The 19,996-nt window shown below is 73.9% G+C and carries 16 protein-coding genes; 12 read left to right on the forward strand and 4 right to left on the reverse strand.

Annotated elements, in window-relative coordinates:
* Positions 1–174: 174 nt before the first annotated feature.
* Positions 175–1,974 carry a serine/threonine-protein kinase gene (locus OG715_RS26655; RefSeq protein ID WP_266271453.1) on the forward strand — a complete coding sequence of 600 codons (1,800 nt, stop codon included), beginning with the start codon at positions 175–177 and terminating at the stop codon, positions 1,972–1,974.
* A 22-nt stretch (positions 1,975–1,996) separates the two neighbouring features.
* Here OG715_RS26655 and OG715_RS26660 read toward each other — a convergent pair whose 3' ends face one another.
* A complete protein-coding gene (locus OG715_RS26660; RefSeq protein ID WP_266271454.1) occupies positions 1,997–3,994 on the reverse strand; it encodes an FAD/NAD(P)-binding protein in 1,998 nt (665 codons plus the stop codon).
* Positions 3,991–5,040 carry an amino acid ABC transporter permease gene (locus OG715_RS26665; protein WP_266271456.1) on the reverse strand — a complete coding sequence of 350 codons (1,050 nt, stop codon included), beginning with the start codon at positions 5,038–5,040 and terminating at the stop codon, positions 3,991–3,993. The genes OG715_RS26660 and OG715_RS26665 overlap by 4 nt, the downstream gene beginning before the upstream one ends.
* Before the next feature lie 715 nt (positions 5,041–5,755).
* Between OG715_RS26665 and OG715_RS26670 the strand changes: the two genes are divergently transcribed.
* From OG715_RS26670 to OG715_RS26700, 7 genes are all read left to right on the forward strand, one after another.
* Complete coding sequence (locus tag OG715_RS26670; protein ID WP_266271457.1) at positions 5,756–6,934, forward strand: LLM class flavin-dependent oxidoreductase; 1,179 nt, start codon at positions 5,756–5,758, stop codon at positions 6,932–6,934.
* On the forward strand, positions 6,931–7,416 hold the full coding sequence (locus OG715_RS26675) for a GNAT family N-acetyltransferase (protein ID WP_266271458.1): 486 nt from the start codon (positions 6,931–6,933) through the stop codon (positions 7,414–7,416). Before OG715_RS26670 ends, OG715_RS26675 begins: the two co-directional genes overlap by 4 nt.
* Positions 7,417–7,518: 102 nt before the next feature.
* Positions 7,519–8,472: an ABC transporter substrate-binding protein gene (locus OG715_RS26680; protein ID WP_266271459.1), complete on the forward strand. Its 954-nt coding sequence runs from the start codon at positions 7,519–7,521 to the stop codon at positions 8,470–8,472.
* A gap of 28 nt (positions 8,473–8,500) precedes the next feature.
* Positions 8,501–9,517: an amino acid ABC transporter permease gene (locus OG715_RS26685; protein WP_266271460.1), complete on the forward strand. Its 1,017-nt coding sequence runs from the start codon at positions 8,501–8,503 to the stop codon at positions 9,515–9,517.
* Between the two features lie 80 nt (positions 9,518–9,597).
* Positions 9,598–10,350, forward strand: a complete 753-nt coding sequence (locus OG715_RS26690; protein ID WP_266271845.1) for an amino acid ABC transporter ATP-binding protein — start codon at positions 9,598–9,600, stop codon at positions 10,348–10,350.
* Between the two features lie 53 nt (positions 10,351–10,403).
* Positions 10,404–11,393, forward strand: a complete 990-nt coding sequence (locus OG715_RS26695) for an ABC transporter substrate-binding protein (RefSeq protein ID WP_266271461.1) — start codon at positions 10,404–10,406, stop codon at positions 11,391–11,393.
* Positions 11,394–11,531: 138 nt separating this feature from the next.
* The gene (locus OG715_RS26700) at positions 11,532–12,746 is read left to right on the forward strand and encodes a serine/threonine-protein kinase (protein WP_266271462.1); all 1,215 of its coding nucleotides are present in this window, start codon (positions 11,532–11,534) and stop codon (positions 12,744–12,746) included.
* On the opposite strand, the gene OG715_RS26705 is transcribed toward OG715_RS26700, so the two are convergent.
* Entirely contained in the window at positions 12,702–13,403 is a 702-nt protein-coding gene (locus tag OG715_RS26705; RefSeq protein WP_266271463.1) for an MBL fold metallo-hydrolase, read from the reverse strand. The two genes, OG715_RS26700 and OG715_RS26705, sit on opposite strands and share 45 nt — an antisense overlap.
* Positions 13,404–13,694: 291 nt before the next feature.
* On the opposite strand from OG715_RS26705, the gene OG715_RS26710 reads away from it, so the two are divergent.
* Positions 13,695–14,555 (forward strand): fumarylacetoacetate hydrolase family protein, encoded by an 861-nt coding sequence (locus tag OG715_RS26710; protein WP_266271464.1) that lies wholly within the window; start codon positions 13,695–13,697, stop codon positions 14,553–14,555.
* A 52-nt stretch (positions 14,556–14,607) separates the two neighbouring features.
* Here the strand turns inward: OG715_RS26710 and OG715_RS26715 are convergent, their stop codons facing one another.
* Positions 14,608–15,357 carry a TetR/AcrR family transcriptional regulator gene (locus OG715_RS26715; protein ID WP_266271465.1) on the reverse strand — a complete coding sequence of 250 codons (750 nt, stop codon included), beginning with the start codon at positions 15,355–15,357 and terminating at the stop codon, positions 14,608–14,610.
* A gap of 231 nt (positions 15,358–15,588) precedes the next feature.
* Here OG715_RS26715 and OG715_RS26720 point away from each other — a divergent pair, with 231 nt between their 5' ends.
* From OG715_RS26720 to OG715_RS26730, 3 genes are all read left to right on the forward strand, one after another.
* A complete protein-coding gene (locus OG715_RS26720; protein WP_266271466.1) occupies positions 15,589–16,278 on the forward strand; it encodes a rhomboid-like protein in 690 nt (229 codons plus the stop codon).
* A gap of 84 nt (positions 16,279–16,362) precedes the next feature.
* Positions 16,363–18,087: a DUF885 domain-containing protein gene (locus OG715_RS26725; protein ID WP_266271467.1), complete on the forward strand. Its 1,725-nt coding sequence runs from the start codon at positions 16,363–16,365 to the stop codon at positions 18,085–18,087.
* Positions 18,088–18,384: 297 nt separating this feature from the next.
* Entirely contained in the window at positions 18,385–19,851 is a 1,467-nt protein-coding gene (locus tag OG715_RS26730; RefSeq protein WP_407661133.1) for an MFS transporter, read from the forward strand.
* Positions 19,852–19,996 lie beyond the last annotated feature (145 nt).

Here is a 19,996-nt window from a genome sequence, read left to right on the forward strand (position 1 = left end):
CGTCGTCGCGGGGCCCGTTGCCATCCTCCCACCAGGGCACTCGCGGGCGGCAGGGGAGATGTGGCCGAAGGCGGGAAGTGGAGGGGGGAGAAAGAGCGGGCGACGGGACGGCCGGAGCGGGCGGTCCCGTGGATAGAGTGCGGAGGCGGCACGAGTGCGGGGGTGGGGCGGGTGATGGTCGGCGACGTGCTCGACGGTCGGTACGAGCTGCTGGAGCGGCTGGGCCAGGGCGGCTTCGGTGTGGTGTGGCGGGCCTTCGACTCCCGGATGCGGCGCCCGGTGGCGGTCAAGGTCATCAACCACCACGGCGAGGACCAGCAGAAGGCCGCGCTCCGGTTCGTCCGCGAGGCCTGCGCGGCCGGCAACCTCTCGCATCCGCACATCGTCACCGTGCACGATCTGGGCGAGGGTGAGCTGGGCGGCCGCAGGGTGACGTACCTGGTGATGGAGCTGATCACCGGCCGCACCCTGACCTCGGTGCTCCGGGACGGCCCGCCCGGTCCGGAGCGGAGCGTGCGCTGGGGGCGGCAGATCTGCTCGGCGCTGGCGGCCGCCCACGACGCGGGCATGGTGCACCGCGACATCAAGCCCGAGAACATCATGGTCACCGAGGCCGGCACGGTGAAGGTGCTGGACTTCGGCATCGCCCAGCTCGACATCGGGGCGGGCGGGCTGACCACCACGGGGACGGTCGTCGGCAGCCCCGCGTACATGGCGCCGGAGCGCTGGACCGGTGGCCGGGTGGACGGCCGGGCGGACCTCTACGCCTTCGGCTGCGTCCTGGTGGAACTCTGCACCGGGGCGAGGCCGTTCAGCGGCGACTCGACGCCGGTGCTGATGTACCAGCACCTGAACGCGCCGCCGCCGGCGCTGGACCCGGCGGAGTTCGGGCTGCCGGCGGCCCTGGCCGGGCTGGTCACGGAGCTGCTGGCCAAGGACCCGGAGCACCGCCCGGCGGATGCGCGGACGGTGGAGCGGCGGCTCGCGGAGCTGGAGGGGGTGGGGGAGCGGGAGCCGACGGCGGAGGCGCCCGCCGAGGCGCCCGCCGAGCAGCCGGGGTTCGGGCCGGTCGTGGTGCTCGTCCCGCCGGTACCGGTGTTCCCGCCGCCCGTGGTGTTCGCGCCGATGGTGCTGCCCCCGCTCACCGCGCCGCCGCAGAGCGCCGCGCCCCCGTCGCCGCACGAGGCCGTCCGCTCCGCCCTGAGCGAGCGCCGGAGCGCCGCGCACCGGGCGGCGACGCCCGAGGAGGCCGCCGCCCAGCTCCACGCGGTCGCCCAGGAGGCGCTGGCCGCGCTCGGCCCCGCCGACCGGGAGACCCTCTCCGCCTGGCGGGACTTCGCCTGGTTCCTGAACCGGACCGGCGATCTGGACGGCGCGATCCGGCTGCTGTCCACCGTCGCCGAGGACTCGCGGCTCGCCCTCGGACCGTCCGACCCGGACACCCTCACCGCCCGCTACCACCTGCTCCGGTGCATCGGCGAGAGCGGCGAGACGGTCAGCGCGATGCGGCGGCTCGTCGAGCTGCTGCCGGAGCTGCACGCAGCCTGGGGCCCCCACGACCCGAAGGTGTTCCAGGCCCGGCACGACCTGGCGGCGTACACGGCGGAGCGGGGCGACCTGGAGGGCGCCGTGCTCCAGCTGCGCACCCTGCTGCCGGAGCTGGTCGCCGCCCTCGGCGAGCAGCACCCCCTGACCGTCCACGCCTGGCAGGACCTCGCCGCCCGCCAGCAGCAGCTGGCGGCCGCCCCGGCCGGGCGGCCGAAGCCGGGCAAGCGGCCGCGGATGCACCCGGCCGAGGCGCTGGTGCTGATCCGCCGCGTGCTGACCTGGGAGTTCGCCTCGGAGAAGGAGGCGGACGCCTGTCTGGACGCGCTGGAACGGGGCACCGGGATCAAGCAGATCGGCGAGTGGATCCTCGCCGCGCCGGACCACGTCACGGCCGAGGACCTGGTGGAGGAGATCTACGGGCCGTGACGCGGCCTGCGCGCCGGAGTGTTCAGACCGCGACCGCGCTCACCGTCTCCACCGCCGAAGTCTCGACCGCCGAAGTCTCGACCGCCGAAGCCCCCACCGCCGAAGCCCCCACCGCCGAAGCCCCCGCGAGCGCGCCCAGCAGCGCCCGCGCCGCCGCGTCGTTCTGCCGGAAGCCGGGCGAGTCGGTGCGCGGCCGGGCGAACGCCGCCGCCGCCCGCACGCTGGTGTGCGGGCCGAGCGCGGTGCGCCGCGGGTGCGGCTCCCCGCCGAGGGCCGGGTCCAGGACGCGGCCGTCCCGGGGCCGGATGGTGAGCAGCCCCGAGCGGTGGGTGTGCTCCGGGTCGCTGACCACCTCCTCGACGATCCGCCCGTCCCGGTGCAGTTCGCGCAGCAGCGGGTCCCGGGTGCGGTCCAGGACGTGCTTGGGCAGGTACGCCTCGACCAGCGCGGTGGCGGTGACGGTCCGGCCGGGCACGGTGGTGCCGGAGGCCAGCCAGCTGCCGGTGCGCTCGTCCCGTTCGACCCGGACGCCCGCGCCGAGGAAGCGGACCACGCCCGCCTCGGAGAGCGCGAGCAGCTGCCGCAGCCGGAAGCCGGGCGGGCCGGACGCCAGGTAGCTGAAGTAGCCGAAGAACCACTCGTCGACCTCCTCGCCCACCGACCGGGCGGTGAGCCGGCCGGAGGCGAGGATCCGGGGCAGCTGGCCGAAGAGCGAGAGCAGGGCGAGGAAGGCGCCGAGGTCGGCGCTGTGGGCGGGGTCGGCGCGCCGGTCGGCGTCCTCGGCGATGTAGCGGCGCAGGTAGCGCTGGAGTTCCTCGGCGGAGCCGAGCTCCAGGCCGGCCAGCGGGTGGTCGAGGCGTTCGAGGTCGAGCCGGTCGGCCGGGTCGGGGACGGCGCGTTCGACCAGGGCGTCCAGCTCCGGGGAGGCCCAGGGGTGCGCGTCGAGGCCGTCGAGGAACTCCGCCCAGGCCAGCGCGGTGCGCCCGGGGTGGGCGTGGAACAGCTCGTGGTAGTGGCCGAAGGCGATCTCCTTGGCCATCAGCGGCCAGGCGTCGCGCCGCAGTTCGATCGCTCCGGGCCGGTCCAGCAGGGCGTCGACGGCGGTGGCGTCGAAGTACCGGGGGAACGGCGGCGGCGGTCCGACCAGGCGGTAGCCGGTCTTGGAGTGGTACGGGACGCCGCGCCGCGAGCCGACGTGGACGACCGGTTCGCGGCCCGAGGGCCGGTAGACCAGGCCGCTGGCGGACGCCTCCTCGAAGCGGCCGCCGCGGCCTTCGGTGAGCAGCGAGACCAGGTCGACGAAGGCGAGCCCGAAGCCGCGCAGCACGGTGTGCTCGCCGGGGGCGATGCGCTCCAGTTCGGCGGCGACGTCGGCGGAGTGGGCGGGCGGCAGGTGGAAGCGGCCGTGCCGGGCGGCGAAGGCGGCGTCGGCGGCGTAGCGGGGGTCGGGGGTGGAGTCGAGGTGGCCGAGGGTGAGGAGGACGTGGTCGGCGGTGAGCACCCGGTCGGAGAGGTGGACCAGCTGCGGGCCGTCCGCCGGGCCGTCGATCCGCCGCGCGGTGTCCCGGTGGACGGTGACGGTGATGTGCGGCGGCAGGTCGGCGACGGCGCGTCGGAACACCCAGTCCAGGTAGGCGCTCTGGGCCCGCCGGGTGGGGAAGTCGGTGGGCGCGAGGGTGTGCAGTTCGGCCCGCAGCGCGGGGTCGACGATCTCCAGGTAGGGGGCGAACTCCTCGGGGCGGGCGGCCCATTCGGCCAGCGAGGGGCCGGGGCGGACCGGCCCGTCGAGGGTCGAGCGCTCGTCGGTGAACATGGTGACGTCCTCCGCCATCGAGTTCATCCGCAGCAGCGGGGACTGCTCGTGGCGCCAGATCCGGCCGCCGCCGGGCGGGTGCGGGTCGACCAGGTGGATGTGCAACGGCCGGTCGGCGGGCAGCAGTTCGGGGGCGTTGGCGGCGATCCGCTCCAGCACCCCGGTGCCGCGCGGCCCGGCGCCGACGACGACCAGGACGGCGCTCATCGGGCGGCCCCGCCCGTGGCGGCCTTCTCCGGAACGGTCTCCCCCGGGGCGGCCCCGTCCGCCGTGGCGCGCAGCCGCCGGTACGCGGCGCGGGCCCGGTGCAGCGGCGTGGGCGGCAGGCCCTCGCGGGTGGCGCCCTTCGCGAAGTGGCGTTCGACGTAGTACTGCCCGACCGAGAGCACGGTGGTGATCACCACGTACCAGAGGGTGGCGACCATCAGCATCGGGATGACCTGGTACGACTGCAGGTAGACCAGCTGGACGGAGTAGAGCAGGTCGGAGACGGCCAGCACGCTGATGATGCTGGTCCCCTTGAGGGCGCTGATCAGCATGTTCCCGGCGGTCGGCACGATCGAGCGCATCGCCTGCGGGACGACGATCCGGCGCAGCACCCGCCACCGGCCGAGGCCGAGCGCGGCAGCGGCCTCCAGCTGGCCCCGGTCGACGGAGAGGATGCCGCCGCGCACCACCTCGGCGGCGTACGCGGCCTCCAGCAGGGTCAGCCCGACCACGGCGGTGAAGGTCGGGCCGAACAGGTTCACCGTCCGGACGGTGACGAGCTCCGGGCCGAACGGGATGCCCAGGCCGAGGGTCGGGTACAGCGCGCCGATGTTGAAGAACAGCAGCAGCTGCACCAGGGCGGGGGTGGAGCGGAAGATCCAGATGTAGATCCAGCTGAGCGTGCGCAGCACCGGGTTGGCGGACAGCCGCATGGTGGCGAGGACGGTGCCGAGCACGAAGCCGAGGCCGAGGGTGACGGCGGTCAGCCAGAGGGTCAGGGTGAGGCCGTTCATCACCGAGGTGGCGGTGAACCACTCGGCGACCACGCCCCACTGGAACGCCCGGTTGTGGACCAGGGAGTTGACCGCCATGGCGAACAGCAGCAGGGCGACGGCGGCGGAGACCCACTGGCCGGTGCGGCGGCGCGGGACGATCCGGGCGGTGGCGGCCCAGAGGTCGGGGGCGGTGGCGGCGGTGCCCTTGCGGGTCGGCGCCGGGACGAGCGGGGAGGCGGGGGCGGTCAGGACGTCCGGCGGGGTGGCCATGCGGAGGCTCCAGGCGGGAGGGCGGAGATGCGGGATGCGCGCGGGCGCACACGGGGCGGGGTACGGCGTGGTCACGTACGGCCGTTGCGGCCGGCCCGCGTCCCTCAACGCGTCCGGCGGGGCACTGCACTCCGCTTTCGATCGTACGCGTGCGCGATCGGCGGGTGTCAAGGGTCCTCGGCGACGGGACGCCGGGGACGCGGGAGGTGTCGCGTGGCGACAGGAGATCGCAACAGAGCGGTAATGGAGGACGGTTGACGGGTGCGTGGTTCGCTGCTCAACTTGAGGCCATGTACGCCGAGCAGCCCCTGGTCACCCGCGACCACATCGACTTCGGTCGAGTGTGGTCCGCGGCGTGTCGCGGCTGACCCGGCAGCGGGCCGCTCGTCCGGCCCCGTCCTCCTCCGGAGCGACCTCCCTCGGTGCCCCGTCCCGGGTCGGGAGAGCCGTCACGTCCTGACGGCTCGTCGACCGCGCGCTGCCGCCCGTTCCTCCTCCCCGCTCCGCTGCGCTCCGGCAGTCCTCCGCACCGCCCCGGGCCGTCACGTGCCCGTGGCCACCTCCCGCCGTCCCGCCCTGTACCCAGCTACGGACCTCCGCCCTGTACCGCCCTCCGGCCGCCGGCCGGCGGTGCCCCGCGCCTTCCCCCACCCTCCCGCGCCACCGGCTGCCCGCGTCCGGTCGGCCCGCGGACGATCCGAAAGGTTCCGCCACCATGCCCGTCGAATTCCTCGGCATCGCCGCCACCGCCGACGGTACGGAGACCACCGCGAGCACCACGGCCGCGTTCGACCGCGACTACACGCTGAAGCTGGCCCGTGCCCACGAGGACCACGACTGGGACCGGGTGCTGTTCGCCTACGGCTCCGGCTCGCCCGACCCGGCGCCCGCCGCCGCGTTCATCGCCTCCCGCCTCGACCGCCTGCAGATCCTGCTCGCCCACCGCCCGAACGTCTCGTACCCGACCTTCGCCGCCAAGACCTTCGCCACCCTGGACCGGATCAGCGACGGCCGGCTCACCGTCCACTTCATCACCGGCGGCAACGACCACGAGCAGCAGCGCGAGGGCGACTTCCTCACCAAGGACGAGCGCTACGACCGCACCCGGGAGTACCTCCGGATCGTCAAGAAGGCGTGGACCAGCCGGGAGCCCTTCGACCACGAGGGCACCCACTACCGCTTCAAGGACTTCGTCTCCGACGTCTTCCCGGTGCAGGCGCCCCGGCCGGGCGTCTCCTTCGGCGGCTCCTCGGAGGCGGCGTACGCGGCCGGCGGCGCCGAGGCGGACATCTACTGCCTCTGGGGCGAGCCGCTGGCCCGCACCGCCGAGCAGATCGAGCGGGTGCTGGAGGCGGCCAAGCAGGCCGGGCGGGCGGACGCGCCGCGGATCCAGGTGGCGTTCCGGCCGATCATCGCGCCGACCGAGGAACTGGCCTGGGAGAAGGCGCACCGGACGGTCGCCGCGATCAAGGCCCGGCGCGAGGGCGGCGACCTGATCCGCCGCGGCCGCCCGGCCGGCACCGGGCCCGAGAACGCCGGCTCGCAGCGCCTGCTGGAGATCGCCGAGGCCGGCGAGCGCTACGACCGGGCGCTGTGGACGCCGACCGCCGCCGCCACCGGCGGGGCGGGCAACTCCAACGCCCTGGTCGGCACCCCGGAGACGGTCGCCCAGGCGCTGCTGGACTACTACGACCTGGGCGTGGACATCCTCTCCGCCCGCGGCTACCACCTGGTGGACGACGCGATCGACTTCGGCCGGTACGTCATCCCGATCGTCCGCGAGGAGGTCGCCAAGCGGGACGCGGCCAGGGCGGCGGCCGAGGCGGCGGCGGAGGCCGAGCGGGCCGGGCGCGCCGAGCACGACCGGCACCAGCTGATCGCGGCCCAGGCGTGAGCGGCGCACCGGCGCTCGACGTCGAGGTCCGCCGGGTCGGCATCGACGACCCGCTCGCCGAGCCGCTGGTGCGCGAGCTCACCGAGGAGTACGTGCGCCGCTACGGCCCCGAGGCGCACGAGGAGATGACCCGCTACCCGGCGGACAGCTGGACCGCGCCGCACGGCCTGCTGCTGCTCCTGCTGGAGGACGGCGAGCCGGTGGCCGGCGGCGCGTACAAGCGGTACGACGAGCGGACGGCGGAGGTGAAGCGGATGTGGACGGCCTCGGCGCACCGCCGCCGGGGGCTGGCCCGCCGGGTGCTGGCCGAGCTGGAGCGGGCCGCCGCCGGGGCCGGCTACGACCGGATCTTCCTCACCACCGGCCCGCTCCAGCCCGAGGCCAGGGGGCTGTACCTGGCCTCCGGCTACACCGCGCTGTTCGACGTCGACGCCGATCCTCTGACGATCGGACCGCTGCCGTTCGAGAAGCACCTCCTCTGAGCCCGCCCGCCCCTCGCCCTGCCCGCACCGCACGTCGAGACCGCACCGGACGTTGGACCCGTCGTACCCGCACCGCCCCCGTACCTCCCGAAAGGCACCTCCGTGAGAACCACCACCGCCCGCCCCCGGCTGCTCGCCGCCACCGCCCTGCTGCCGGTCCTGGCCCTGGCCGCGTGCAGCTCGGACCCGAGCACCGGCACCGCGGCGGGCGGCTCCGCCCGGCCGGCCGCCTCCGCCGCCGCCGAGGACCTCGTCTCCGGCCTCAAGAAGTCGGACACCGCCGCCGCGCTGCTGCCCGCCGACGTCCGGGCCGCCGGGACGGTCAAGTTCGGCTCCTCGATCGGCGCCCCGCCCTCGTCCTTCTACGCCGACCAGGCCACCAAGAAGGCCGCCGGGGTGGACATCGACTTCGGCGACGCCGTGGGCCGCCTGCTCGGCCTGACCGTGCGGCGCGAGGAGGCGGCGTTCGAGACCATCCTGCCCGCCCTCGACAGCGGCAAGTACGACGTCGGCACCGGCAACTTCGGGGTGACCTCGGCCCGGCTGAAGACCATCGACTTCGTCACCTACATCGACGACGGCCAGGGCTTCGCGGTCAAGAAGGACAACACCGCCGTCAAGCCGATCACCGAACTGGTCCAGCTGTGCGGGCTGACCATCGGCACCGGCGCCGGCACCACCTTCGAGACCACCCTCAACGCCAAGAAGAACGTCTGCACCGACGCCGGCAAGCAGCCCTACGAGGTCAAGGCGTTCAGCGACAACGGCGCCGTCCTGACCAGCCTCCAGCAGGGACGGGTGGACGTCGTGATGTCCACCATCAACGGCCTGCGCTACCAGGCCGCCCAGGAGGCGTCCGGTACCAGGTTCCTGGGCGAGTTCCACCGGCTCGACGTCGGCTTCGCGTTCAAGAAGGGCTCGGCGCTGACCCCGGCCTTCCAGGCGGCCGTCAACGAGCTGATCAAGGACGGCACCTACGACCGGATCCTCAAGAAGTGGGGGGTGACGGACTCGGCCGTCAAGGAGTCCCTGATCAGCCCGCCCGAGCACGCGTGATCCCCTGTCCCCCCGGGAGGAGTCCCCCATGACCACCGCCACCGCCGGCCCCACCGCCGCCGACACCCCGACCCGCTCGAAACCCGACCGCGCGCCCGCCGCCGCCCCGCTGGACCTCGGCGAACTGCACGGACTGCGCACCGTCCCCGCCCGGTACCCCTGGCGCTGGGCGGCCGGCCTCGCCGCCCTCGTCGTGCTGGCCCAGTTCGCCCACGGCCTGGCCACCAACCCCGGCTGGGACTGGGCCACCTTCCGGGTGTACTTCTCCGCCGACGCCATCCTGCGGGCGGTCGGCCGCACGGTCGAACTCACCGCCTACGGCACCGTGCTGGGCTTCCTGCTGGGTGCCGTGGTGGCCGCGATGCGGCTCTCCCGCAGCGCCATCCTGCAGACCGTCGCCTGGGCCTACGTCTGGGTGTTCCGCTCGATCCCGCTGATCGTCCAGCTGGTCTTCTGGTTCAACCTCTCCTACCTCTACAAGCGCTTCGGCTTCGGCATCCCGTTCGGGCCCACCTTCGGGGACTTCGAGACGATCGGGGTGCTGGGCGCGCTCGGCGCGGCCGTGCTCGGCCTCGGGCTGCACCAGGCAGCCTTCGCCGCCGAGATCATCCGCGGCGGCATCATCGCCGTCGACCCCGGCCAGCGCGAGGCGGCCGCCGCGCTCGGCGTGCCGCGCTGGCGGCAGGCCTGGCGGATCGTCCTGCCGCAGGCGATGCGCGGCATCCTGCCGTCCGCCGCCAACGAGGTGATCTCGCTGTTCAAGGGCACCTCGGTGGTCTACGTGATGGCGATCGGCGAACTCTTCTACCAGGTGCAGGTGGTGTACGGCCGCACCGGCCGGGTGGTGCCGCTGCTGATGGTCGCCACCGTCTGGTACGTGCTGCTGACCACCGTGCTGTCGATCGGCCAGTACTACGTCGAGCGGTACTTCGCCCGCGGGGCCGACCGCACCCCGCCGCCCACCCCGCTCCAGCGGGCCCGCTCCCTCGTCCGGGGCCTGCGCGCCCGCACCGCCACCGCCGTCGCCCTCGGAGGCCGCTCATGACCACCGTCGTCAAGGAACCGCGCGTCGAGGACGCCTTGGCCGGGGAGCCGTCCGCCGTCGAGCCGGCCGACGCACCGTCGATGGTGCAGGTCCGGGGCCTGTGGAAGAGCTTCGGCCCGAACGCGGTGCTGCGCGGCGTCGACCTCGACGTGCCGGTCGGTTCGGTGACCGTGGTGCTCGGGCCGTCCGGCTCCGGCAAGTCGACCCTGCTGCGCGCGATCAACCACCTGGAGAAGGTCGACCGGGGCTTCGTCGCGATCGACGGCGAGCTGATCGGCTACCGCCGCGCCGGGGACAAGCTGCACGAGCTCAAGGAGCGCGAGGTCCTGCGCCAGCGGACCAACATCGGCTTCGTCTTCCAGAACTTCAACCTCTTCCCGCACCTCACCGTGCTGGAGAACATCGTCGAGGCGCCGGTCAGCGCCCTGCGCCGGCCGAAGGCCGAGGCCCGGGCCCGGGCGCTGGAGCTGCTGGAGCGGGTGGGCCTGGCCGAGAAGGCCGACGCCTACCCCCGGCAGCTCTCCGGCGGCCAGCAGCAGCGGGTGGCGATCGCCCGGGCGCTGGCACTGGAGCCCAAGGTGCTGCTGTTCGACGAGCCGACCTCGGCACTCGACCCGGAGCTCGTCGGCGAGGTGCTCGACGTCGTCAAGGACCTCGCCCGGGCCGGCACCACGATGATCGTGGTCACCCACGAGATCGGCTTCGCCCGCGAGGTCGCCGACACGGTGGTCTTCATGGACGGCGGCGTCGTGGTCGAGCAGGGCCCGCCGCAGGCGGTTCTGGACGAGCCGCAGCACGAGCGGACCAGGGCCTTCCTGGCCAAGGTCCTCTGAGTACACGCCCCTCCCTCCTCCCCCCTCCCCCCTTCACCCGCAGGAGTTCCGCCGTGTCCCTACCCCGTCGCGCCCTCGTGACCGCCGCCGCGCTCGCCTCCGCCCTCACCCTGGCCGCCTGCGGCAGCTCCACGGACGCGGCGGCGGACCTCGCTCCCGCCAAGGGCAGCACCGCCCCGAACGGCACCGCGGTCAACCTCACCCCGCAGCAGAACCGGGTGACCACGCCCAAGGTGGACGCCCTGGCCGCCCTGGTGCCGGAGGAGATCAGGAGACGCGGGACGCTGACCGTGGTCGACTCGCTCGGCACCACGCCGCCGCTGGACTTCTACGCCAACGACGACCGGACGGTGATCGGCGTCGAGCCGGACATCGCCTCGCTGCTCGGCAATGTGCTCGGCCTCAAGGTCGAGTTCAACCCGGTCTCCTGGGAGAACATCTTCGTCGGCCTGGACAGCGGCAAGTACGACGTCGGCATCTCCAACATCACCGTCACCGAGGCCAGGAAGGAGAAGTACGACTTCGCCACCTACCGGCTGGACATCCTCGGCTTCGAGGCGAAGAAGGGCAGCGGCTGGAAGGTCACCGGGCCCAAGGACATCGCCGGGAAGACCGTCGCCGTCGCCTCCGGCACCAACCAGGAGAAGCTGCTGATCGCCTGGAACGAGGAGAACACCAAGAACGGTCTGAAGGCGGCCGACATCAAGTACTACCAGAACTCCTCGGACTACTACCTGGCGCTCTCCTCCGGCCGGATCGACGCCTACGTCGGCCCCAACCCGGTGGCCGCCTTCCACGCCGTGCAGACCGGCGAGACCGAGGTGATCGGCACCTACTCGGGCGGCGGCGCCGAGGTGCTCGGCAAGATCGGGGCGACCACGAAGAAGGACAGCGGCCTGGTCGGGGCGCTGAACGGGGCCGTCAACGAGGTGATCAGGAACGGCAGCTACGCCCAGGTGCTGAAGCGCTGGGGCCTGGACGCCGAGGCGGTTCCCACCTCCGAGGTCAACCCGGTCGGCCTGCCCAAGCCCAAGCAGCCGTAGCGGGGCCCGGGCGGCGGCCCCGGGACCGCCGCGGGGGAGCGGTCCCGGGGTCGTTCACCCGGGTGCCGCTCCCCGCCGCTATCGTGACCCGGTCAGGATGAACGGTGTTCGATTCCGGCGGACTTGGTGGGGGAACGCATGCAGGCGGGCGATGTCGTGGGCGGCCGCTACCGGCTGGACCGGGAGCTCGGCCGGGGCGGGTTCGGTGTGGTCTGGGCCGCCCACGACGAGACCATCGGTCGGGCGGTGGCGCTCAAGGTGCTCTCCGACGAGAAGGCGGGGGACGAGGAGGCGGTCGGCCGGTTCATCCGCGAGGCCAGGACGGTCGGCCTGCTGTCCAATCCGCACATCGTCACCCTGTACGACTACGGGCGGGTGCAGGACGGCGCGCGGTCGACCCACTACCTGGTGATGGAGCTGGTCCGGGGCCGCTCGCTGGCCCAGGTGATGCGTGACGGCCTGCCGGAGCCGGCGGTCTCGCTGCGGTGGGTGCGGCAGATCTGCAAGGCGCTGGACGCCGCGCACCGCAACGGCGTGGTCCACCGGGACATCAAGCCCGAGAACATCATGATCACCGACGGCGGCGAGGCCAAGGTGCTGGACTTCGGCATCGCCCGGCTGCTCTCCCAGCCCGCCGCCGGCGGACTCACCTCCACCGACGTGGTCATCGGCACGCCGGTCTACCTGGCGCCGGAGTGCTGGGCGGGCCTGCCGATCGACGGCCGGGCCGACCTCTACGCCCTCGGCGTGGTGCTCTACCAGCTGTGCACCGGCCGCCGCCCGTTCAACGCCGACCAGGCCGTCACCATGATGTACGCGCACCTCAACGAGCAGCCGCTGTCCCCGGACACCGCCGACCCGGCCCTGGACCGGCTGATCCTCCAACTGCTCGCCAAGAAGGCGGAGGACCGGCCCGCCGACGCCGCCGAGGTCCGGCAGCGGCTGCGCGACCTCAAGGCGCTGCGGGACCGCAAGGGCGGCACCGACCCGGAGGCGCTGCGGCAGAAGGCCGACGACGCCTGGCGGCGCGGCGCGGCCGGCTCGCCCGAGCGGGCCGCGGAGCAACTGGTCGGGCTGATCCCGCAGTTCGTCCGGGCCTTCGGGCCGGCCGACCCCCGGACCCTGCGCACCTGCCACGACCTGGCGCTGTGGCTGGCCCGCTCGGGGCGGCCGAGGGCGGCCGTCGCCCTGCTGCGCGAGCTGCTGCCCGCGCTGGACGGCCACCCTCGGGCCCGCGAGGACGTCGGGCGCGACCTGGAGCGGTGGGAGCGCGACAGCGCCGACGCCGCGCCCGACCCGGCCCGTCCGCTAGTGCTGGCCGAGCTGCTCGACGGCACGGCGCAGAGCGGCTGAGCCGCCCTCGGCGATCGGCACGCCGTGCCCGAACAGCACGGTGTCGGCCTCCAGTTCGGACAGTCGGCGGAAGGACTCCAGGGCCAGTGCCGGATCGGCGTTGAAGACGCCGGGCATGGTGCGGTGCTCGACGTTGGCCGCGAGGTCGCCGGTGAACAGCACGCCCCGCTCGGGCAGGTGCAGCGCGATCGAGCCGTCCGTGTGGCCCGGCGCGTGCACCACCACCGCGCCGCCGCCGAAGCCGAGCTTCTCGCCGTCCGTCACCTCGCGGTCGACGGCGCAGGGCGGGGCGGGCGGCAGCTTCGGCAGGCTGTCCCAGATCTCCTGCTCGAAGGGGCTCAGCACCATCGGCCGGGGCAGCTGCTCGCCGCGGATCACCGGGGCCTCCAGCCGGTGGGCGACCACCTCGGCGCCCAGCCGCCGGGAGAGTTCGGCGGCCGATCCGGCGTGGTCCTCGTGGTAGTGGGTGAGCACGATGGTGCGCAGGGCGGCGGGGTCGGCGCCGTCGGCGCGGATCGCCTCCTCGATGGTGTCGGCGTGTCCGGCGGCGCCGGTGTCGATCAGGGTGAGCGAGCCGTCCTCGTCGCGCCAGAGATAGACGGCGCCGAAGTCCAGTGTGACGACGGTCAGTTCGGGGCGGATCCGGGTGATCTCCATGGGACCGATCCTGCCCCGGGCGACGGCCGTTCGACCGGGTGTTCGCCCCTGGCGTGACGACCCGGCGGGACGGTCGGCCGACTGTCAACCGTACGGGCACCCAGCACGGCCGGTGCCGGGCTCGGAGGGTTGGGAGGATTTCGCCGACCGGGACGGTCTGGTCCGGGGCGGCGCGCCGTTGATATACCTCGCAGCACAGGGGTCGGGCACGGTCCGCGCCGCCTCCGGGCGGCCCGGGGCCGAGGCCCGGCGAGCTGCGACGAACTCGACGAACTAGGAGGTGGGGATCGGATGAAGCTTCTCCGTGTCGGCCCGCCGGGCGCCGAACGCCCGGTCGTGCTGGGCCAGGACGGTACCGCGTACGACCTCTCCGGGGTGACCGCGGACATCGACGGCGGCTTCCTCGCCGGTCTGGCCGGTGGCGGCGCGGCCGCGCTGGCCGGGCAGGTGGCGGCCGGCCGGCTGCCGGTGGCCGAGATCGGCGGGCAGCGGGTCGGCCCGCCGGTGCCGCGCCCCGGCAAGGTGGTCGGCATCGGCCTCAACTACCGGGACCACGCGGCCGAGGCGGGCGCGGCGATCCCGGACGAACCGGTGATCTTCCTCAAGCCCGGTTCGACCGTGGTCGGCCCGTACGACGAGGTGCTGGTGCCGCGCGGCGGCGAGAAGACCGACTACGAGGCCGAGCTGGCGGTGGTGATCGGCCGGACCGCCCGCTACCTGCCGGACCACGCGGCGGCGGCCGGGGTGATCGCCGGCTACACGATCGCCAACGACGTCACCGAGCGGGCCTTCCAGTTCGAGCGCGGCGGCCAGTGGGACAAGGGCAAGTCGGCGGAGACCTTCACCCCGCTCGGGCCGTGGCTGGTCACCCCCGACGAGGTGGCCGATCCGCAGCGGCTGCCGCTGCGGCTGTGGGTCAACGGGGAGCTGCGCCAGGACGGCTCCACCGAGCGGATGGTCTTCCCGGTGCTGGAGCTGGTCCGCTACACGAGCCAGTTCATGGTGCTGGAGCCGGGCGACGTGATCGTCACCGGTACTCCGGCCGGGGTCACCCTGGGCCGACCGGGCACGCCGTACCTGGCCCCCGGCGACATCGTCGAGATCGAGATCGACGGGCTCGGCCGGCAGCGGCAGGTCCTCGGCAAGGCGTAGCCGTCCGTCGTCCCGACCCTTGGCACGGGGGTCGGGCCGCGCGTCCGCGGGACTACTCCTCCGGGCCGCCCAGCGCCGCCCGCAGCCGGGCCGTCCGCGGCGAGTCCGCGCCCTCCAGGGCCAGCAGCCCGGCCAGCACCTCGGCGGTCTGCGGGTCGTGCAGCGAGGTCGCCGCCGCCATCGCCACGAACTGGTCCACCAGCCACTCCCGCAGCTCGTCCGCCGGGACCTCCCGGCCCTCGTCGAGCCAGCTCAGCGAGGCCCCCTCGACCACCGCGATCCACGAGCGCACCAGCAGGGTCAGCCTCGGCCCGGCCTGCCGCACCCCGAGGTGGCGCAGCGTGCGCTTCAGCGCCGCCCGCCGGACGTCGTCCACGATCGCCGAGGTCCGGGCCGTCTCCACCACCGAGCCGCCGCGCAGCAGCGCCGAGTAGCCGGTGCCGTGCTCGGCGACGAAGGCGAAGTAGCTCTCCAGGACGGCGGACAGCTGCTGGGTCGGGGTCCCGGCGAGCGGCACCACGAACCGGCCGGTCAGCTCCTCGGCCGCGCTGCGCAGCGCGGCCTCGTACAGCTGCTGCTTGCCGCCCGCGAAGTAGCGGTACACCAGCGGCCGGGAGGCCCCGGCGGCCTGCGCCACGTCGTCCAGCCCGACCTCCTCGGGCGCCCGGTGCGCGAACAGCTCCAGGGCCACCGCGATCAGCTGCTCGCGCCGCTGTTGCACCGGCAGCCGCCGGTACCCGGCCCGCCGCGTCCTGGGGGCCGGTTCGGGAGCTGGCGGTACGGGCGCTGAGCTGGCTTCCATGCCGGTCAGCGTAACGGCCCCGGGCCGGATCGGAGCCGGGTGTGCACCGATCTTCCGAACGGGCGTTTGCGCCTGTTCGGGCGGTCGCTCCGGGCCCCGGGACGGCCCGCCCGGGGCCGCGCCGGAGCGGCCCGGCGCCGCCCCGGGGGACGCCCCCCGGGAGGCGCTCCACCGGCGCCCGGCCGAGGATGATGGGACGCACCCCGCCGCCCTGCCGAGGAGGCCCGCCGGATGGCGCACACGCTGGAACGGCCGCCCCGCGCGCGCCGCCTGCGCGGGGCGCTCCTGGCGTGGGTGCGCTCGGCGCCGGGCACGTACCTGTGGCTGTTCGTGCTGGGGGTCACCAGCCTGGTGGTGTCCCGGATGGACCAGCACACCCTGGACTGGTTCCTGGCCGCCCGCTCGACCAATCTGGAGCAGCTGCGCTCGCGTCCGGTGCACGCCCTGGTGGCGAGCGCGCTGTGGACCGAGACGTCCAGCTGGCCGCTGTACGCGGTGCTGTTCACCGTGTTCCACGCCAACGCGGAGCGCTGGCTGGGCACCGCGCGCTGGTTCGTGGTGGCCGCGACCGCGCATGTGCTGGCGACCCTGGTGAGCGAGGGCGTGGTCGCCTGGGGGATCGTCCGGGGGACCCTGCAGCGGAGCATGGCCGAGACGGTGGACGTCGGGGTCTCGTACGCGCTGGCGGGGGTGGTGGCGGTGCTCACCTACCGGTTCGCGGGCGGCTGGCGGTGGCTCTACGGCGCCGGGGTCGTCGTCTTCTACCTGGTGCCCCTGGTGGTCTCGCACACCTTCACGGACCTCGGGCACCTCAGTGCCGTGCTGATCGGGCTCTGCTTCTTCCCCTTCGCGCACGGACGGTCCCGCTGGGACCCGGGTCGGGCGCTGCGGCACTGGCGGCTTCGGCGCTCGGGCGGGTAAGCATGCGCGGACCGGAACGAATTGGCCGGTCCATGCCACCGGGTAGGGGCTTGCAAACGGCGCGTGCCACGAAATGATGTCCGGATGGTTGAACTGATCAGCTCCGACGGCCCCACCCCCCGCCGTGTCGCCGACGCCTACGTGCGGGACCTCGCCGAGCTCGACCCGCTGACCGCGGTGTATCTGGGCCTGAACCCCGAGGACGACCGCCTCCCCGACCTCTCCCCGGCCGGGGCCGAGGCGATCGCGGACCTCGGACGCTCCACCCTGGCCCGGCTCGACGAGGCCGAGGCGGCACTCGACCAGGCCGGTACGGCCGACGCCGCCCGGGACGAGGCCGAACGGCGCTGTGCCCGCCTGCTGCGCGAGCGGCTCGTCGCCGAGCTCGCCGTCCACGACGCGGGCGAGCGGTTCCGGGCCGTCCACAACCTGGGCTCGCCGCTGCACAACCTCCGTGACGTCTTCACCCTCATGCCCACCGACACCGAGGAGCAGTGGGGCATCCTCGGCCGCCGTCTCGCCCGGGTGCCGGAGGCGCTCGCCGGGTACCGCGCGACCCTCGCCGAGGGCATCGCGCGCGGTCTGCTCTCCGGCCCGCGCCAGGTGACCACCGTGATCGGCCAGCTCGGCGAGTGGCTGGCCGTGGACACCCCGGGCGGCTGGTTCGGCGACCTGGTCCGGGAGGCCCCCGAGTCGCTGCGCGCGGAGCTGTCGGGCCACGCGACGGCCGCCGCCGAGGGCCTGGCGGCCCTGCGCGACTGGCTGGGCGAGGTCTACGGCCCGGCCGCCGCCGATGCCCCGGACACCGTCGGCCGCGAGCGCTACGGCCGCTGGGTGCGCTACTGGACCGGCGCCGACCTGGACCTGGACGAGGCCTACGCCTGGGCCTGGCAGGAGTTCCACGACCTGCTGGCCCAGATGCGCACCGAGGCCGAGAAGGTCCGGCCGGGCGCCGACCCGATGCAGGCGATGAAGTGGCTGGAGACCGACGGCCCCGCGCGGTTCGGCGCCGAGGCCGCCCGCGAGTTCCTCCAGGGGCTGATGGACGGCGCGATCGCCGACCTCCAGGGCATCCACTTCGACCTGGCCGAGCCGATCACCCGGGTCGAGTCCCGGATCGCCCCGGCCGGCAGCGCCGCCGCGCCGTACTACACGGCCCCCTCGCTGGACTTCAGCCGCCCCGGCCGGACCTGGCTGCCCACCCTCGGCCGCGAGCGCTTCCCGGAGTGGGACCTCGTCTCGACCTGGTACCACGAGGGCGTCCCCGGCCACCACCTGCAGCTCGCGCAGTGGAACTACGTCGCGGACCGGCTCTCCACCTACCAGGTCAGCCTCGGCGGGGTGAGCGCCAACCTGGAGGGCTGGGCGCTGTACGCCGAGCGCCTGATGGACGAGCTCGGCTACCTCACCGACCCGGGCCACCGGCTCGGCTACCTCAACGCGCAGATGATGCGGGCGCTGCGGGTGATCGTCGACATCGGCATGCACGCCGGCCTGGACTTCCCGGCCGACTCGCCGTACCGCCCGGGGGAGCGGGTCGAGCCGGACGCCGCCCGGGAGTTCTTCGGCAGCTACTGCGGGCTGTCCGCCGACTTCCTGGACAGCGAGCTGGTCCGCTACCTGGGCCTGCCCGGCCAGGCGATCGGCTACAAGCTGGGCGAGCGGGCCTGGCTGCGCGGGCGGGCGGCGGCCAGGGCGGCGCACGAGGCGCGCGGCGAGGTGTTCGACCTCAAGGCCTGGCACATGGCGGCGCTGTCGCAGGGCTCGCTGGGCCTGGACGACCTGGTCGCGGAGCTGTCCGTGCTCTAGGCCCGTCTGCCGCACCCGAACGTGGCGCGAGGTCCCGGGCACGGTCCCGGGACCTCGGTCCACTCGGGCCGCGGTCCCGGTCGATCTGGTTCTTTGGTCCCATTTCAACCGATTTGGTGAGCTTTTTCCTTGCCATTCGCCGCGAGGCGAGTTTGGCTTGAAGGCGACTGCGTGACCTCTCCGCTCCTCTCCGGAAAGGCTCCCGAAGTGTCCTCCCAAGCCCAAGCTGCCACCGGTCGTGGAACGGCGGGTTCCCGCCGCTGGTGGGCCCTGGCCGTCATCGCCATCGCCCAGCTGATGATCGTCCTCGACATCACCATCGTGAACATCGCCCTCCCGTCGGCCCAGAAGGATCTCGGGATCTCGGACGCCGACCGGCAGTGGGTGATCACCGCCTACACGCTGGCCTTCGGCGGACTCCTGCTCCTCGGCGGCCGGCTCGGCGACCTCTTCGGCCGCAAGCGGGTCTTCACCGTCGGCCTGCTCGGCTTCGCCCTCGCCTCGGCGATCGGCGGCGCCGCCAGCGGCCCCACCATGCTCTTCGCCGCCCGCGCCCTCCAGGGCGCCTTCGGCGCGCTGCTCGCCCCGTCCGCCCTGGGACTGCTCTCCACGACCTTCACCGATCCCAAGGAACGCAGCACCGCCTTCGGCATCTTCGGTGCCATCGCCGGCGGCGGCGCCGCGATCGGCCTGCTCCTCGGCGGACTGCTCACCGAGTACCTGAACTGGCGCTGGTGCCTGTTCGTGAACACCCCGATCGCGATCGCCACCGCCTTCGCGGCGTTCTCCGTGCTGACCCGCGACCACATCGGCAAGGACACCCGGACCAAGCTCGACCTGCCCGGCGCCGTACTCGGCTGCGGCGGCCTGCTCGCCATCGTCTACGGCACCTCCGAGGCCGTCACCCGGGGCTGGGGCGACTGGCTGGTGCTCGGCTCGCTGGGGCTCGGCGTGCTGCTGCTGGTGCTGTTCGTCCTGGTCGAGAAGCGCACCCCGCACGCGCTGCTGCCGCTGCACATCGTGGCCGAGCGCAACCGCGGCGGCGCCGCCCTCTCGGTCGGCCTGGCGATGATCGGTATGTTCGGCCTGTTCCTGTTCCTGACCTACTACCTGCAGGTCATCAAACACTTCTCGCCGGTGATGTCCGGAGTCTCCTTCCTGCCGATGACGGCGGCCATCGTCATCAGCTCCACCGGCTTCGCGGCGCGGCTGATGACCAGGGTGCCGTCCCGCAACCTGATCGGACCGGGGCTGCTGCTCGCCGCCGCCGGCATGGCCTGGCTGACCCAGATGAAGGTGGACAGCCCCTGGGCCGGCATGGTGCTGCCCGCCGAACTGCTGCTCGGCTTCGGCATGGGCCTGATCTTCATGCCGTCGATGAGCCTGGCCACCCTCGGCGTCGCGCCGCACGAGGCCGGCGCCGCCTCGGCCACCATCAACTCGGCCCAGCAGGTCGGCGGCTCCTTCGGCACCGCGCTGCTCAACACCATCGCGGCCAGCGCCACGGCGAGCTGGATCGCCGCCCGGATCACCACCGCCGGGGACCCCGCGGTCCAGGCCCAGGGCGCGGTGCACGGCTACGTGATCGCCACCTGGGTCGCCATGGGCATCCTGCTGCTGGCCGCGCTGATCGCCTTCCTGATGATCGACCACCGGCCCGCGCCGGGCGAGGCCACCGGGGCGACCAGCACCGCCGCCGAGGCCCCGGCGAGCGCGGGAGCGCCCGCCCAGACCCCGGCCCACCAGCAGCAACGGACCACCTGACCAGAACCGTCGCCCCCGTCCGCAGACCTCCCGGGCGGGGGCGAGCGGCTGAATTCTCATGCCGTTCCCAGCGACGCATCACGACCCTCCCAGCTCGGGGCGCCATAGTCGGGACCGACCCCGCACCGCCGCCGACCAGGGCAGG

The organism is Kitasatospora purpeofusca (assembly GCF_036010405.1).
Taxonomy (GTDB): domain Bacteria; phylum Actinomycetota; class Actinomycetes; order Streptomycetales; family Streptomycetaceae; genus Kitasatospora; species Kitasatospora purpeofusca.